This window comes from Nocardia sp. NPDC127579 (genome assembly GCF_042672005.1).
In the GTDB taxonomy this organism is placed as follows: Bacteria; Actinomycetota; Actinomycetes; order Mycobacteriales; family Mycobacteriaceae; genus Nocardia.
The window spans coordinates 584528-599118 of sequence record NZ_JBHXVZ010000001.1 but is presented as its reverse complement, the minus strand read 5'-3'; the positions used below and the strand labels follow the sequence as shown (position 1 = coordinate 599118).

Below are 14591 nucleotides of genomic sequence, written 5' to 3'. Positions count from 1 at the left end.
CGCCACCCAGCCCGTAGGGTCGGGGCGTTGCTCTGACTTGTGCATGTTTCCAATCTCGAGAGAAGTGGGTGCAAAGTGATTCGTCGATCCAACCGGCGTCGTGGCTCCCGGGCCGCGGCGATGATCGCGGCGACCGCGGTATTCGCGGGTGTCATGACCGGACTCGGCGTCTCACCGGCCTCCGCGGCAGATCCGGTGATCGACAACAAGGCGCTGCTGGCCAATCCGAGCGCGCCCGACGGTTCGAAGATCACCAAGGCCGAGATCAAGGACGCGCGCAATATCCGGCTGCACGTCTACTCCGCCGCCATGGACAAGACCTTCCCGGTCGATGTCCAGCGCCCCGCGGACGCCTCGGTGCCGCGCCCGGTGCTGTATCTGCTCAACGGCGCGGGCGGCGGTGAGGACTCGGCCTCCTGGGACGCCAAGACCGGCGCGCTGAAGTTCCTCAGCGACAAGAACGTCAATGTGGTGCAGCCGATCGGCGGCAAGTGGAGCTACTACACCGACTGGATCGCCGACGATCCGACGCTGGGCCGCAACAAGTGGACGACGTTCTTCACCGAGGAGCTGCCCCCGCTGATCGATGGCGCCCTGGGCACCAACGGCGTGAACGCGATCGCGGGCCTGTCCACCTCGGGCACCACCGTGCTCGCGCTGCCGATCGCCAAGCCCGGCCTGTACAAGGCGGCCGCCGCCTACAGCGGGTGCGCGCAGACCTCCGATCCGATCGGCTCGGAGTTCGTCCGGCTCACCGTCGAGGTGTGGGGCGGCGGAAACACCGAGAACATGTGGGGCCCGGTCGGTTCCGAGGAATGGGTGCGCAACGACCCGTATGTCAATGCCGAGGGGCTGCGCGGGCTCGAGCTCTACCTGTCCAGCGGCAACGGCCTGCCCGGCCAGTACGACACGCTCAACGGCGAGTACGCGCTGCCGGGTGCGTACGGCCTGGCCAATCAGGTGCTGATCGGCGGCGTGATCGAGGCGGGCACCAACTTCTGCACCCGCAATATGCAGGCCAAGCTGAACCAGCTGGGTATTCCGGCGACCTTCAACTTCCACGGCAACGGCACCCACTCCTGGGGTTACTGGCAGGACGACCTGCGGCAGTCCTGGCCGGTGCTGGCGCGTGGCCTCGGACTGTGAACGGTCGGATTCTTCCGGGTCCACTGAACACAAAGTTCGGTAACCCGTAAAATCCGTGCTGTGAGTACTACCCTGCGGGCTCCCCGGCGGCCGCGTTCGCTCGTCGCGCTGCTCGGGCCCGCGTTCGTCGCGGCCATCGCCTATGTCGATCCCGGCAATGTCGCCTCCAATATCAGCGCGGGCGCGGAGTTCGGCTACCTGCTGGTCTGGGTCATCGTGATGGCGAACGTGATGGCCGGACTGGTCCAGTTCCTCTCCGCCAAACTCGGGCTGGTCACCGGACTGTCACTGCCCGAGGCGGTGCGCGAGAAATCGAATCGGCCGGTGCGCCTGGCCTATTGGGCGCAGGCCGAGACAGTCGCCATGGCCACCGATCTGGCCGAGGTGGTCGGCGGCGCCATCGCGCTGAAGCTCCTGTTCGATCTGCCGCTGGTGCTGGGCGGACTGATCACCGGCGCGGTATCCATGGTGCTGCTGCTGGTCCAGGACCGGCGTGGGCAGCGCCCCTTCGAACGGGTCATCACCGGCATGCTGGCCGTCATCGCGGTCGGCTTCCTGGCCAGCGTGGTCATCTCGCCGCCCGAGGCCGGTGACACCCTCGGTGGTCTGGTGCCCCGATTCGACGGCGCCGAGAGCGTGCTGCTCGCCGCCGCCATGATCGGCGCCACGGTCATGCCGCACGCGGTGTATCTGCATTCGGGGCTGGCCCGCGACCGGCACGGCAACCCCGAACCCGGTCCGCTGCGGGTCCGGCTGCTCCAGGCCACGAAGATCGATGTCGGCCTCGCCATGGTGCTCGCGGGCACGGTCAACCTGTCCATGCTGCTGATGGCCGCGCACACGCTGCGCGGGCGCGAGAACGTCGACACGCTCGAGGGGGCGCACGCCGCCGTCCGCGATGCGCTCGGCCCGGTCGCCGCCCTGCTGCTCGCGATCGGCCTGCTCGCCTCGGGCCTGGCCTCGACCTCGGTGGGCGCCTACGCGGGCGCCATGATCATGGAGGGCCTGATCCGCCGCCGCATCCCGCTGCTGCTGCGCCGCCTGGTCACCCTGGTCCCCGCGATCGTCATCCTGGCCGCGGGCATCGATCCGACGCGCGCCCTGATCATCTCGCAGGTGGTGCTGTCGTTCGGCATCCCGTTCGCGCTGATCCCGCTGGTGCTGCTGACCAGCGACCGCGGCCTGATGGGCGCCGACGTCAACCACCGGCTCACCAGCGCCCTGGCCTGGCTGGTCGCCGTCATCATCAGCGCGCTCAATGTGGTGCTGATCTATCTGACGGTCACCGGCTAGACCCAGTTCTCGATCCAGTACTTCCAGATCCGCGCCGCGTAGGCATCCAGCGGCGGCACCTTGATATCGGTGCCGGCCAGCGCCTCGGTGGTGTTGCGGCAGTCGAAGCGACAGCTGAACTCGCTGTGCTCCAACACCTCCAGCGGCACACCGACCCGGGGGAGCAGCCAGTTCGCCCCGGGCACCCGCAGCGTCATGGCCAGGGCGGGTTTGGGCATCACCTCGACCAGATGCGGGGCGCCGGCCTCGTCGGCGAACAGATTCAGGGCCTCGGCCGCGCGGAAGCGGCGCGGGTCGACCAGGTGGAAGGTCTCGGAATTCGGGCCCGGGTGGTGCGCGATGTGCGCCAGCGCCCGCGCCACGAAATCGACCGGAACCATATTGGTTTCGCCGAGTTCGGGCGCCAGCACCGGCAGCAGCCGCGGCAGCTGCGCCGCCATGCGCAGCAGCTGGAAGAAGTAGTACGGCCCGTGGATCCGGTCGATCTCGCCGGTCTCGGAATGCCCGATCACGATGGAGGGGCGATAGATCCGCCACGGCAGCGCGGATTCGCGCACGGTTTTCTCGGCGTCGAACTTGGCCCGCTGCGCCGGTTCGGTCAGTACCTGACCGGTCTCGAACATGTCCTCTGTGAACAGGCCCTCGCTGGCTCCGGCCACCTCGACGGTCGAGACGTGATGCAGCAGACCGGCTTTCAGATCGGCGGCGGCCTCGACCAGATTGCGGGTCCCGTTGTCGCCGGTATGCGCGTCGTAGCCGACGGCCAGGTGCACGACATGATCGATTCGGCCGCGATGCGCATCCAGCCAGTCGGGGCGGATCCCTAGCTTCGGCGCGCCCAGATCGCCGTGCACCGGCCGCACCCGATCGCCCGCGTCCCATGCGCGGGCGCAGGCGGCGTAGCGCTCGGCCTGCGCACGGCCGGGCCGGACCAGGACGTGGATGTCGCCCTGGCGTTCGAGCAGCTCAGGAATGAAGTAGCGACCGATGAACCCAGTTGCGCCGGTAACCAGGTAAGCCATAGCCAGCCAACATAGTCCGGCGTTCCGGACGACTCATCCCCGGGATCGGTCTGGCTTCAGTCGCCGAAGACCGGCTGGCGTTTGGTGAGCATGGCGGTCGCGCCCTCGAAGAAGTCGGGGGACTGCAAAAGCTCGGTCTGCCCGGCCTTTTCGGCGGCCAGCGCGGTGTCGAGCGCGCCGAGGGTGGCGTTGTTCAGCGCCCGCTTGGTCAGTTCCAGCGCCCGGCGTGGGCCCGTGGCCAGCTTGGCGGCGGCCGCTTCGACCTTCGCGTCGAGTTCGTCGTCGGTCAGTACCGCGGTGAAGAGTCCGGCCTGCTTTGCCGCGGGCGCGGGCAGCCGCTCGCCGAGTAGCGCCATCTCCGCGGCCAGGGGGCGGCCCGCGGCGGCCGCGACCATGGCGGCCGCGCCGCCGTCGGGCATCAGGCCGATATTGATGAAGGCCAGCAGCAGGTAGGAGTCCGCGCTCGCGTAGACCAGGTCACCGGCCAGTGCCATGCCGACGCCCACCCCGGCGGCGGCGCCCCGAATCCGGGTGATCACCGGGACCGGAGCGTCCACGATCGCCTTGACCAGGCGGTTGGCGGCGTCCATGACCATGTCGGAGGTGATACCGCGGGCCGCCTCTTCCGGGCCGGTGGCCAGATCGGCGCCGGTGCAGAAGTCGCCGCCCTCGCCGCTGAGCACGATCACGCGCACCGAACGGTCGGTGGCGGCAGCGAGGAAAGTATCACCCAGCGCGACCATGGTGTCGTAGTCGACGGCGTTCTTGCGCTTGGGCTTGGTGATGGTGACGCGCAGGATCTTGCCGTCGTGAACCGCAGAGAAACCCGCCGGTCGGTCGGAATCCGGATTACTCATCGTGTGCTCCTGGTCTGGCATTCGGCGGGCATAACGCCATGAATGATGGTTAACTTTGCGAATTGTGGTTAACTTATGTGGATTGGTCCGGCGCTGTCAACCAGCAGTGCCGTAGGAGAACGGGAGAGGTGCATGGTCGCGGACCGCAGCGAGGTGGACCTCGCGTCCGCCGCCCCGGTTCGCCGCCGCCCCAAGGACCGCAAGGTGCAGATCATCCGCGCTGCGGCGCGGGCCTTCAGCGAGCGCGGGTACTACCCGGTGGGCGTCGACGAGATCGCCGCCGAGGTCGGCATCTCCGGGCCCGCCCTCTATCGCCACTTCACCAATAAGTACGCGCTGCTGGTCGCTGCCGCCGAAGAAGGCGCCAAGCATCTGCTGGGCGTGGCCGCGGGCGCCGACGACCCCGAGCTTCCACCCAGCGAACGCCTGGACGCGCTGATCCGCGCGATCAGCGAGCACACCATCGAGATCCGCCGCGAGGCCGGGCTCTACCGCTGGGAACGCCGCTACCTCGAGCGCGACGACCGGATCCGGATTCGCGCGATCTACCAGGACCTCAACGCCACCCTGGCCGCGCCGATCGCGCTGCTGCGACCGCAGGACGCGCCCGCCGACGTCGCCATGCGCGCGGCCGCCGTACTCAGCGCGGTCGCCAGCATCTCCGCGCATCGCACCGCGCTCTCCGGCGCGCGCCTGCTGCCGCTGCTGCGCGATATGGCCTGGGCGGTGCTCCAGGTCGAATTGCCGCCCGCCCCGGCCGAACCCGAGCCCGGCCCGGCCATACGCGGTCTGCCGGTCACCTCCAAGCGCGAACAGCTGCTGACCGAGGCGATCCGGATCTTCGGCCGCCAGGGCTATCACGAGGCCAGCATCGAGGAGATCGGCGCGGCCGTCGGCATCAACGCCTCCAGCGTCTACCGGTACTTCACCAGCAAAGCCGACCTGCTCGCCGCCGCGTTCTACCGCACCGGCGACCGGGTCGCCATGGCCATGACCGAGGCCCTCGCCGAAGCCACCAGCCGCCCGGACGCGGTGCGCCGCATTGCCGAACGCCAGGCCAAGCTGACCTTCGCCATGCCGGAGATCATGCCGGTCTACTACGCGGAATTCTCGAATCTGCCGCCGGCCGAACAGCACAAGCTGCGCGCCATCCAACGGCAGAACGTGCTGGAGTGGGCCAACCTGCTCGACGGCGACCCGGTCGAGGCGCGATTCCGGGTGCACGCGGCCATCGGCCAGGTCATCGACGTCGGGCGGCTCATCCGATTCGACTCCCGCCCCGAGCAATTGGCGCGGGTCAGCAAGCTGATGGAGGCGGTGCTGCTCTCACACGGCGCGCTCGATCGCCCAGTCGAGGGTGTCGGCGGCCGCTGACCGCAGGATGTCCAGGTGGCCGCCGCGGATGTAGGACCGGTGCGTCACCTCGGCGCCGCGCTCGGCCAGCCGCTCGCACATCCGCTGCGCCGCACCCCGTGGTGACACCGGATCCGCGCCCAACGTGCCCACCAGAACCGACTTCGCGATGCCCGGTGCGAAGCTCGCGCACCGGTTGAGCGCCGCGGCCACCGGTTCGTACCGCGCCGAACCCGCGGCACCCAGGTCCCCGACGGTGTAGGGCGCGACGAGCTGCCGCATCTGCGGCACCGACAGCGTCGAGATCGCCTCCAGGAGTTCGACTCCCGTGCGGGTCAGGAAATCCCGCGGCCGGAACTCGGGTGCGGTGCGCCGCACCCCGTCCAGTAACACCAGCATCAAGGCGTCGGCCGGGAAATCCGGATTGTCGGAGATATGGGCGAAGTAGGCGGGGTAGTCCGGCGGGGCCAAGGCCACAGCGCCCTTGTAGTTCAGATCCGGTCCGGGGCAGGCGTGCAGCGCGCCCCGGGCGCCCTGACAGAAACCGCCCGCCAGCACCGTCTTCTCGATCCGCTCATCGAGTTCGCGAGCCGCCGGACAGATACCCATGATGTCGGCGGCGATCTGCTGCGTCCCCGGGAACGGGCTCAGTCCGCAACCGTCCAGGCCCCGATAATCGGCGGCCGCCACCGCGAAACCCTGTGCGAGCCAGGCGGAGAGATGCGCGCGCTCCACCCGGGGCAGGCCGTGCGCGGACGGCGCGTTGTGCCCATCCAGCCCGACGAAGCAATGCGCCCAGGTCAGCAAGGGCATCCGGGCCGTGGTGTACGCGGGCAGGAAGACCGAACCCGAGCTGACCCGTCCGCTGTCGCGGTAGCGAACGCGCCAGCCGCGCGCGGTGTGCGCCGGCCACAGCTCGGAGGGGATCGGATCGGCCTCGAGCAGACAGGTCCACCCGGTCACCGCCTACTCCGCTCGGCCGAACAGCCAATAGCCGGGTGCGCCCGGATCGTCACCGGTCAGGAAGTGGACGACGCTGTCGGCCAGCTCGTCGGCGATCAGCCGGCCGTCGCCGTCGCTGTCGGTCAGCGCGAAAATGACATCGGATTCGGCCTCGTCGATGCCGAGACCGTGCGTCACCGACCGGAACTGCGCACGCGAGATCCACTGGTCGGCGTCGTCGATCAGCCGCAGCACGGCGGACACGAGTTCGTGTGCGGCGGTGGTGATCGCGGCCGGGACCGGGCCGGCGTCGGTCGCGAGGAACTCGCTCAGGTCGACGTGCCCGTCGCCGTCGCGGTCGTAGTGCTCGATCAGATGCCGGGCCAGCTGCTCGTAACCCTGGCGCACCTGGATCGCGGTCGGATCGCCGAGCGGGTGCCCGAAGCTCTGCACCAGCCGCAGGGCGTGCGCGCGGAAGTCGTCCGGGCCGATCCGGCCGTCACCGGTCGCGTCGAGGATTCGGAAGCGGATGTCCCGGTCGTCGTCGGGCACCACCGGGGTCGCGGCGTGCGGTGCGCCGACCAGATCGGCGGCCCACCGGGTGACGCGCTGCCCGGCGGGTTCCAGCAGCGCCATGTGGTCCAGGGATTCGAAGTCGTGGAAGGTGACCTCGGTGCCGCACTCGGCGAGCTCCCGGGCGAATTCGCTGCCCTGGCGGGAGGTGAACACCGGATCTGCGCCGCCCGCGCACAGAAACAGTGGCCGGTCGTACTTGGTGACCGGCGGGCTGGTCGACTCCAGCGCATCGACGAAGGGCTGCCAGGTCGCGAGTCCGGTGGTCCCGGCCTCGTCATTGGTGGTGGCCGAGCACAGGGCATCGAGGTCCTGCATCGACTGCTGCTGTGCGGCGTCGAGCAGCGCGCTGCCCACCGGATGCAGCCGGACAGCCGGATCGAATTCCGGTCGCCGGGTGTGCAGCCCGGCCAGGATGGTGGGCACCAGGGCATGCACGGTCTGGTCGCCGCGCATCGTGTAGGGCCGCACGAATTCCAGGAAGCGCACCGGCGGCGCCAGCGCGACCGTGCCGCGCAGATCCAGTTCGGGTGCGTAGGCGGTGCAGATCGCCGCCGCGAACAGCGAACCGTGGCCGCCCTGTGAGAACCCGCCGATCACGGTGCGCCGGTCGATGTTCAGATCCATGCCGTGCACGGCGCGGGCGATGTCGATGATGTCGTCGGCGATGGCCTCACCGTCGAGATAGGGGTGCGGCTCCTTGGTGCCCAGGCCCTCGTAATCGGTGGCCGCGACCACGAATCCGGCCGCCAGCCAGTGCGCCAGGTGACCGCGCTCCTCGGGCAGCAGCCCGACCTTCGAGGGCGCGTTGTGCTCGTTGCTGCCGACCGTGCAGTGCGCCCAGGTCAGCACCGGCGCCGGGGCCGCGCCCAGTTCGGGGACGAAGACCGAGCCGCCGACCGCGCGCTTGCCGCCGCTGAAATTGGCGGCCACATATTCGATGCGGTAGCCCTGTTTCGTGCCTTCCGGCCACAGGGCCTGTGGGAGGGGTTCGATGGTGAGCAGCGTGCCGTTGTCGAGTTCGGAGCAATCCATCACTGTGGTCAAGACCGTCCTCCATTGCGCGATCGATGGTCACCGACGAGCCGGACGAGCGGTTTCCGAGCTTATCCAGGCCCACCGCCACCAATGTTGAAATTGTCGAATTTCAGTCGCTGACCGGGTCAGGTACGCCGAGCGTGCCGCAGCCGGAACATGGTGCGCGCCATGCGCAGATGCCGTCCCTGGCGGTCGAACGTGGACAGATTCACCGGCGCGCGGTAGCGCTTGCGGGCGATCGAGAGGGTCCGGCTGAACTCACGCAGCCCCTGATCGCCGTGGGTGTGGCCCTGGCCGTATTCGCCGACCCCGCCGAACGGGAGGGCCGGGATGCCGGCGTAGGCGCTCGACGAGTTGATGGTCACCACCCCGACCCGCAGCCGTTCGGCGAACTCCGGCACGCTCGCCGTGTCGCGGGTGAACACCGACACCGCCACGCCGTTGCCGGTGGCGTTGATCCGCCGCGCCGCCTCCGCCATCGACGGCACCCGATTCACCACCAGCACCGGACCGCACGCCTCACCGGTCACCGCGATGCTCTCCTCGGGCACCTCGGCCAGCACGATCGGCTCGATATAGGGCTCCCGGAACGAATCCAGCCCGCCGACAACCGCTTTGCCGCCACGCGCCAGGGCATCGCGCACCTGCTTGCGTACCACGTCGACCTGCGACTCCAGGATCATGGGCCCGTAACTGGCCCGCTTGTCCGCGCCCGGGCGCAACCCGCGGGCCTGCTCGACGACCAGCTCCAGGAACCGGTCGTACACCGAATCGGCGACATAGGCGAGCTGGATGCCGGTGGGATTCTGGCCCGCGTTCGCCATCGCGCCGAAGACGGCGGCCTCGGCGGCGTCGTGCAGCTGGGCATCGACGTGCACGACCATGGTGCCCTTGCCGCCGCGTTCGATCACGACCGGCGTCAGGGTCTGCCCGCACAGCGCGATCACCTCGCGGGCGCCGCTGTCGGAACCCGCGTAGGCGATCTTGTCCAGCTTGGCCCGGCACAGCGCGTTGGTGGTGCCCCGCTCCCCAGTGACGGCCTGTAATACCGGCTGGCTCGGGGCCAGCCGGCTCCAGCTCTCGGCCAGCCAGACGCCGACGCCGGTGGTCAGCTCATGCGGTTTGAAAACCACCGCGTTGCCGGCGGCCATGGCGTAGGCGATCGAGCCCATCGGGGTGAAGACCGGGTTGTTCCAGGAACCGAGTACGCCGATCACGCCGAGTGGCAGGTAGCCGACCGAAGCCTGCTGATTCCTGGTCAGCCAGGTGGAGCCGAGCCTGCGGCGGCGCAGCACGCGGTCGGCGTTGCGGGCGGCCCAGTCCAGGGTCTCCACGGCGAGCATCACCTCGATGACCGCATCCGCCTCCGGTTTGCCGGTCTCCTCGCAGACCAGGTGCACCAGCTCGCCGGCCCGGCGGGCGATACCGCGCTTCCAATCCAGCAGCCAGCGTTTGCGAACGCTGAAACTCAGCCCCGCCCACCAGGATTCGGCCGCGCGGGCGGAACGGACGGTGCGATTGAGTTCGCCGTAGCCCATGACGGCGTAGCTTCCGACGATCTCCCCGGTGCGAGGGTCATAGGAGGTGAGCACATTCGAGTTGCCCCGGTGCGCCGTCACTCGTGGCTGCGCAGACTCTGCCATCGGTCACCTCCATGCGTCCCGCCCTGACCCCTGTTTTGCAGAGTATGGGCGGCACGCCGCCCCGACAAGGCACCGCCGCCGCCCCCGCGCTGCCCTTCGGCAGGTTCGACCAGCGTCGATCCGGTATCGCCCCAAGGCAATTCGTTCATTGTGAGCAATGACACACATAGACGAGGTGGAAAATGGGTAAAGCGCTGACACCTCGTGCGTTTTCACCCAGCCGGTAACATCACGCCCATTGGGGCGGATCTCCTCCGGAGACGCCGCCAATCGCAATAGTGGAGAGTTGATGCCGAGCTTGACCAAGCCAGATTCGTACGCGGAGACCAGCGGCGGGCCAGCACGCGAGACCGCGGTCCGCGTCGAGGACGTGCGCAAATCCTTCGGCGACGTGCACGCCCTGCAGGGCATCAGCTTCACCGCGGACAAGGCGAGCGTGCTCGGCATCCTCGGCCCCAACGGCGCGGGCAAGACCACCACGGTCAAGATCCTGTCCACGCTGCTGCGCCCCGACTCCGGCACCGCCGTGGTTGCCGGGCACGACGTGCGCACCGACCCGGCCGCGGTCCGGCGCTCGATCATGATGACCGGCCAGTACGCCGCCCTCGACGAGAACCTCTCCGGCCGCGAGAACCTGGAACTGTTCGGCCGCCTCATGGGCCTGCGCAAATCCGCCGCCCGCAAACGCGCCGACGACCTGCTCGAACAATTCGACCTGGTCGGCGCCGGGCGGCGAGCGGTGCGCAACTACTCCGGCGGTATGCGGCGGCGCGTCGACATCGCCTGCGGTCTGGTGGTGCGCCCCGAGGTGGTCTTCCTCGACGAACCCACCACCGGCCTGGACCCGCGCAGCCGCCAGGGCGTCTGGGATCTGGTGCAGGTCCTCAAGACCCAGGGCATCACCGTGCTGCTCACCACGCAGTACCTCGAGGAAGCCGACGTACTCAGCGACAACATCATCGTCATCGACAAGGGCACGGTGATCGCCGAGGGCACCGCCGACGAACTCAAGGAGAAGACCGGCGGCAGCTTCTGCGAGGTGGTCCCGCTGGACCCGAGCAAGCTGCGCACCGCCGCCGACGCCCTCGGCGATCTGGTGCCCGCCGCGGTACTCGCGGCACTCGACTCCGCCGACCGTCTTTCCTTCCCGGCCCCCGACGGCGCGGCCACCCTGGCCGAAGCCTTGCGCCGCCTCGACTATGTCGGCGTCGATCTCGCCGACATCGGCCTGCGACGCCCCTCCCTGGACGACGTCTTCCTGTCCCTCACCGGACACTCGGGTGGCAAGGCGTGACCACTGCCGAGAAAACCGGATTCGAGACGAACCCGAGCTCCCTGTTCGCTGAGTTGCCCACCGCCACACCATCGTCATTCGCGCAGTGGCGCGCGCTGACCGGGCGCGTGGTCTGGACCATGGCCACCAAAGGTGAGTTGATCGTCGCCGTCGTGACCCCGCTGGTGTTCACGCTCGGCTTCTACCTGCCGCTGCGCTACGTGATGAAGTTCCACGGCATCGACTACGCGCAGTTCGTCATGCCGGTCATCGTGTTGCAGACCATGGCGTTCACCATGATGTCGAATGCGCAGCTCGCGGCCTACGAAGCGCTGACGGGCCTGAGCGCGCGGTTGCAGACCATGCCGATCGGGGCGCTGGTGCCGCTGTCGGCGCGGATCTCGGCCGGCCTGGTCCGCTCGCTCACCTCGCTGGTCGCGGCGATCCTGTTCGGGCACATGATCGGGTTCCGGTTCTCGGCCGGATTCGGGCAGGCCGTGCTGTTCTGCGGATTCTCGCTCGCGGTCGGCACCGTGCTCGCCATCGGCGCGGACGGTCTCGGCTCGCTCACGAAAAGCCCCGAGTCGCTGAGTCAGGCGCTCACCCTGCCGACGCTGATCTTCGGCATGCTGTCCTGCGGTTTCGTTCCAGAGGACCGGTTTCCCGAATGGATCCAGCCGTTCGTGCGCAATCAGCCGATCTCCCAGTTCTCGTTCGCCATGCGGGACATGGCCGCCGACGGGGTCACCTGGGCTGGTCTGTGGGTAGCGCTGGTGTGGTTGATCGGAGCCGCGGTGGTATTCATCCCGTTCGCGGTGTGGGCGAGTGTGAGGCGATCGTGAACAACGTTGTGGAAGCCACCGAAGCGCCGTTCGAAGCGACTCGGTTCGCCGCGCTGCCGGAGGTGGCGACGCCTTCGGAGTCTGCGCTGTCGACCCTGATCACGCACAGTCTGCTGCAATGCAAACGCTTGCTGATCGGCTGGCTGCGCGATCCCTCGACCACTATTCAGACGCTGGTCTATCCGGCGCTGATGCTGCTGATGTTCGATGTGGTGCTGGGGCGCGCGATCACCGGCTACACCGGCACACCCGCTATCTACGGTCAGGTCGCGATGATCACCCTGGTGGCGGCCATGTCCGGCGCGGTCGTGAGTGCGCTGGGGTTCAAGACCGAGAAGGCCACGGGTCTGCTCGGCCGTCTCTGGACCATGCCCGTGCATCGCGCGGCGGGTCTGACCGGCCGGTTGCTGGCCGAAGCGGTTCGCGTGCTGATCACCACCCTGTTCGTGCTGGCCGTCGGGTTGGCCCTCGGGTTCCGCTTCGATCAGGGGCCGGTGGCTGCCTTGGCGCTGATCGCGCTGCCGGTGCTGTTCGGTGTCGGCTTCGCCGTGCTCGTCACCGCGCTGGCGACCGTCACCGAGGGGGTCATGCTGGTCAGCCTGGTCAGCATCGTCAATACCCTGCTGATGTTCTTCAACACCGGCTTCGTCCCGAAATTCGCCTATCCGGTCTGGCTACAGGGGATCGTCGAGAACCAGCCGATGAGCTGCGCCATCGACGCCATGCGCGGCCTGTCCTATGGCGGCCCGGTCGCCGGCGCCCTCTGGAAAACCGTCGCCTGGACTCTCGGCCTGATCGTGGTCTTCGCCTGGCCCGCCATTCGCGGCTACCGCCGCGCCGCGCAAACCGGCGCCTGAGTTATCGGCGTTCGGCGCGTTCCGGGGCGGGGGCGAACGGGTAGTCGAGCCAGCGGTCGCGGTTGGTCCAGCCGACGAGGTCGTAGCGCCAGCGGAAGGGCCAGGTGTGGGCGACGGTGTTGAACAGGACGGCGCCCAGGGCGGTGTAGTCGGCGTGGGCGGAGAGCAGGGCCCGCTGGCCGCGGTCGGATTCGGTGAAGAATGCCTCGAACATGGCGATGGACTGATCGGTGGTCAGGCGGCCCAGACCCCACAGGCCGCGCATGCGCATCCAGTAGACGAGCCGGGCGCGCCACGGCCACAGCGCCTCGATCGGGTCGCCTCCGGTGCGTACCGCGGTGATCGCGGTGTCGACCAGGGCGAGGGAATCGGCGACGCTGTAGCCGGTGCAGGGATGCATCATCCCGCCTCGGGAGCCGAACGGAATCGACTGTGCCACACCCTTTTTCGGGGGGCGCTGGTCGAGTGGGTAGTGCGCGGCCTCGCTCGGCTCGCTGCCTTCGAGCCGGATGCCGTGCGCGGCAAGGCGATTGAGCGTGCGTCTGCGTAGCTCGTGCTGCGGCATACCGCCGCGCAGGCCCAGGCTGGTCTCCTCGAAGATGACCGTCCCGTCGCCGAGCGGCACCGCGTACAGGAACGACGGCGGCTCGTCCGGCCCGGCCCCGTTCTCCGGCCGCCAGTCCAGCAGCAGCCCCTCGCCGTCGGCGATCATGGGCGCGGCCGTTTCGGCGGCGACGAAGATGCCGTGCGCGCTGGCGGCGCGGCGCTTTCCCAGGGTGGGCAGGCCGCGAGTGTCGAAGACGGTCGCCGCCCGCAGGATCGTGCCGTCCTGCAATTCGACCTCGCGCGCGTCTACGCGGGTGGCGCGACCGGCGATGACGGTGGCGTCGTCCAGGGGGAGTGCCGCGCGCAGGCCCGGTTTCGACAGCACGCAGTAGGGCCGCGGGATCCGGTGTTCGGTCTTCGTCCAGACCGTGGGCGCCTCGATGCGCTGGGCGATGGCCTCGGCGGGCAGCCATTCGGGTAGCTCGTCGACCCAGCAGGAGAAGGTCTCCGGCCACAGCCGCTCCGGCCGTGGATCCACCGCCACGACCCGGAACCCGGCCCGCATCGCCCGATGCGCCAGCGCCCGCCCGGTCGGACCGAGCCCGACCACGCACAGCTCGAATTCCCCGGTGCCACTCATAGACGCATCTAATCCGTTGGGCGGGACCGCTGGCAACCAGCGCCGCCGTGCGGCTACTTCGGCGTGACCCAGGTGGTGATCTCGGCGTGTACGACCTCGAGTCCGTGCTTGTCGTAGATCGAGATCGGCACCACGAGTTCGCGGCCCTCGGTGATCTGGGTGAAGTCCGGAATCTCGGGCAGTTTCGCCACCGCCCGCAGCCCGGTCTCGGCCTTGGCCAGGTACTGCACGTTCATCGCCTTGGGAATCCAGCGGTGGGTGCCGGGCACGGTCGCTTCGCTCAGCATCCCCATCGCCACCTCGGCCAGGTTGCACGCCGCGATCGCGTGGAAGGTCCCCAGGTGGTTGTGGATCCCGAACCACTTCGGCGAGGTCACCTCGCACAGCCCCGGTTCCAGCCGCACGACGCTCGGCAGCACCGTCCCGAAGTACGGCACCCGCGCCACCATTCCCAACGAGAACAGTGTGTGTCCCAGCCGATTGTCCGGCAGCTTCTTCCAGCCCCGATACGTGGCGGTCTCTTTGCTCATATTCGTATCTTACTCACAAGTAAGTTCTGGATCCCA

The 14591-nt window shown here is 68.8% G+C and carries 13 protein-coding genes; 6 read left to right on the top strand and 7 right to left on the bottom strand.

Annotated elements, in window-relative coordinates; all coding sequences use genetic code 11:
- The first annotated feature begins 120 nt into the window (after positions 1 to 120).
- Both ACFVMC_RS02450 and ACFVMC_RS02445 read left to right on the top strand, forming a co-directional pair.
- A complete protein-coding gene (locus ACFVMC_RS02450; protein ID WP_379207773.1) occupies positions 121 to 1146 on the top strand; it encodes an alpha/beta hydrolase in 1026 nt (341 codons plus the stop codon).
- A gap of 60 nt (positions 1147 to 1206) precedes the next feature.
- Complete coding sequence (locus ACFVMC_RS02445) at positions 1207 to 2439, top strand: Nramp family divalent metal transporter (RefSeq protein WP_379206156.1); 1233 nt, start codon at positions 1207 to 1209, stop codon at positions 2437 to 2439.
- Here the strand turns inward: ACFVMC_RS02445 and ACFVMC_RS02440 are convergent.
- Positions 2436 to 3461 carry an SDR family oxidoreductase gene (locus ACFVMC_RS02440; RefSeq protein WP_379206154.1) on the bottom strand — a complete coding sequence of 342 codons (1026 nt, stop codon included), beginning with the start codon at positions 3459 to 3461 and terminating at the stop codon, positions 2436 to 2438. The genes ACFVMC_RS02445 and ACFVMC_RS02440 overlap by 4 nt on opposite strands.
- 56 nt (positions 3462 to 3517) lie before the next feature.
- On the bottom strand, positions 3518 to 4318 hold the full coding sequence (locus ACFVMC_RS02435) for an enoyl-CoA hydratase (RefSeq protein WP_379206152.1): 801 nt from the start codon (positions 4316 to 4318) through the stop codon (positions 3518 to 3520).
- 132 nt (positions 4319 to 4450) lie between these two features.
- Here ACFVMC_RS02435 and ACFVMC_RS02430 point away from each other — a divergent pair, with 132 nt between their 5' ends.
- The gene (locus ACFVMC_RS02430; protein ID WP_379206150.1) at positions 4451 to 5692 is read left to right on the top strand and encodes a TetR/AcrR family transcriptional regulator; all 1242 of its coding nucleotides are present in this window, start codon (positions 4451 to 4453) and stop codon (positions 5690 to 5692) included.
- Here the strand turns inward: ACFVMC_RS02430 and ACFVMC_RS02425 are convergent.
- The 3 genes from ACFVMC_RS02425 to ACFVMC_RS02415 form a co-directional block, all read right to left on the bottom strand.
- Positions 5645 to 6634: a hypothetical protein gene (locus ACFVMC_RS02425; protein ID WP_379206148.1), complete on the bottom strand. Its 990-nt coding sequence runs from the start codon at positions 6632 to 6634 to the stop codon at positions 5645 to 5647. The two genes, ACFVMC_RS02430 and ACFVMC_RS02425, sit on opposite strands and share 48 nt — an antisense overlap.
- Before the next feature lie 3 nt (positions 6635 to 6637).
- Positions 6638 to 8224 (bottom strand): lipase family protein, encoded by a 1587-nt coding sequence (locus tag ACFVMC_RS02420; protein WP_379207772.1) that lies wholly within the window; start codon positions 8222 to 8224, stop codon positions 6638 to 6640.
- A 125-nt stretch (positions 8225 to 8349) separates the two neighbouring features.
- Positions 8350 to 9867 (bottom strand): aldehyde dehydrogenase family protein, encoded by a 1518-nt coding sequence (locus ACFVMC_RS02415; RefSeq protein WP_379206146.1) that lies wholly within the window; start codon positions 9865 to 9867, stop codon positions 8350 to 8352.
- 289 nt (positions 9868 to 10156) lie between these two features.
- Between ACFVMC_RS02415 and ACFVMC_RS02410 the strand changes: the two genes are divergently transcribed.
- From ACFVMC_RS02410 to ACFVMC_RS02400, 3 genes are read left to right on the top strand one after another with little or no spacing between them, the layout of a single operon-like run.
- The gene (locus ACFVMC_RS02410) at positions 10157 to 11161 is read left to right on the top strand and encodes an ATP-binding cassette domain-containing protein (RefSeq protein ID WP_379206144.1); all 1005 of its coding nucleotides are present in this window, start codon (positions 10157 to 10159) and stop codon (positions 11159 to 11161) included.
- A 41-nt stretch (positions 11162 to 11202) separates the two neighbouring features.
- Entirely contained in the window at positions 11203 to 11982 is a 780-nt protein-coding gene (locus ACFVMC_RS02405) for an ABC transporter permease (protein ID WP_379207770.1), read from the top strand.
- Complete coding sequence (locus ACFVMC_RS02400; protein WP_379206143.1) at positions 11979 to 12839, top strand: ABC transporter permease; 861 nt, start codon at positions 11979 to 11981, stop codon at positions 12837 to 12839. Before ACFVMC_RS02405 ends, ACFVMC_RS02400 begins: the two co-directional genes overlap by 4 nt.
- Before the next feature lies 1 nt (position 12840).
- On the opposite strand, the gene ACFVMC_RS02395 is transcribed toward ACFVMC_RS02400, so the two are convergent.
- Both ACFVMC_RS02395 and ACFVMC_RS02390 read right to left on the bottom strand, forming a co-directional pair.
- The gene (locus tag ACFVMC_RS02395; RefSeq protein ID WP_379206141.1) at positions 12841 to 14025 is read right to left on the bottom strand and encodes a lycopene cyclase family protein; all 1185 of its coding nucleotides are present in this window, start codon (positions 14023 to 14025) and stop codon (positions 12841 to 12843) included.
- Between the two features lie 53 nt (positions 14026 to 14078).
- Positions 14079 to 14555 carry a hotdog fold domain-containing protein gene (locus tag ACFVMC_RS02390; RefSeq protein WP_379206139.1) on the bottom strand — a complete coding sequence of 159 codons (477 nt, stop codon included), beginning with the start codon at positions 14553 to 14555 and terminating at the stop codon, positions 14079 to 14081.
- Between the last annotated feature and the right edge of the window lie 36 nt (positions 14556 to 14591).

What these genes read in the sequence shown, in the direction of transcription:
- ACFVMC_RS02430 (WP_379206150.1), top strand. Translation starts at nt 4,451, where the DNA reads ATGGTCGCGGACCGCAGCGAGGTGGACCTCGCGTCCGCCGCCCCGGTT.
- ACFVMC_RS02435 (WP_379206152.1), bottom strand. Translation starts at nt 4,318, where the DNA reads ATGAGTAATCCGGATTCCGACCGACCGGCGGGTTTCTCTGCGGTTCAC.
- ACFVMC_RS02395 (WP_379206141.1), bottom strand. Translation starts at nt 14,025, where the DNA reads ATGAGTGGCACCGGGGAATTCGAGCTGTGCGTGGTCGGGCTCGGTCCG.
- ACFVMC_RS02450 (WP_379207773.1), top strand. Translation starts at nt 121, where the DNA reads ATGATCGCGGCGACCGCGGTATTCGCGGGTGTCATGACCGGACTCGGC.
- ACFVMC_RS02440 (WP_379206154.1), bottom strand. Translation starts at nt 3,461, where the DNA reads ATGGCTTACCTGGTTACCGGCGCAACTGGGTTCATCGGTCGCTACTTC.
- ACFVMC_RS02415 (WP_379206146.1), bottom strand. Translation starts at nt 9,867, where the DNA reads ATGGCAGAGTCTGCGCAGCCACGAGTGACGGCGCACCGGGGCAACTCG.
- ACFVMC_RS02410 (WP_379206144.1), top strand. Translation starts at nt 10,157, where the DNA reads ATGCCGAGCTTGACCAAGCCAGATTCGTACGCGGAGACCAGCGGCGGG.
- ACFVMC_RS02390 (WP_379206139.1), bottom strand. Translation starts at nt 14,555, where the DNA reads ATGAGCAAAGAGACCGCCACGTATCGGGGCTGGAAGAAGCTGCCGGAC.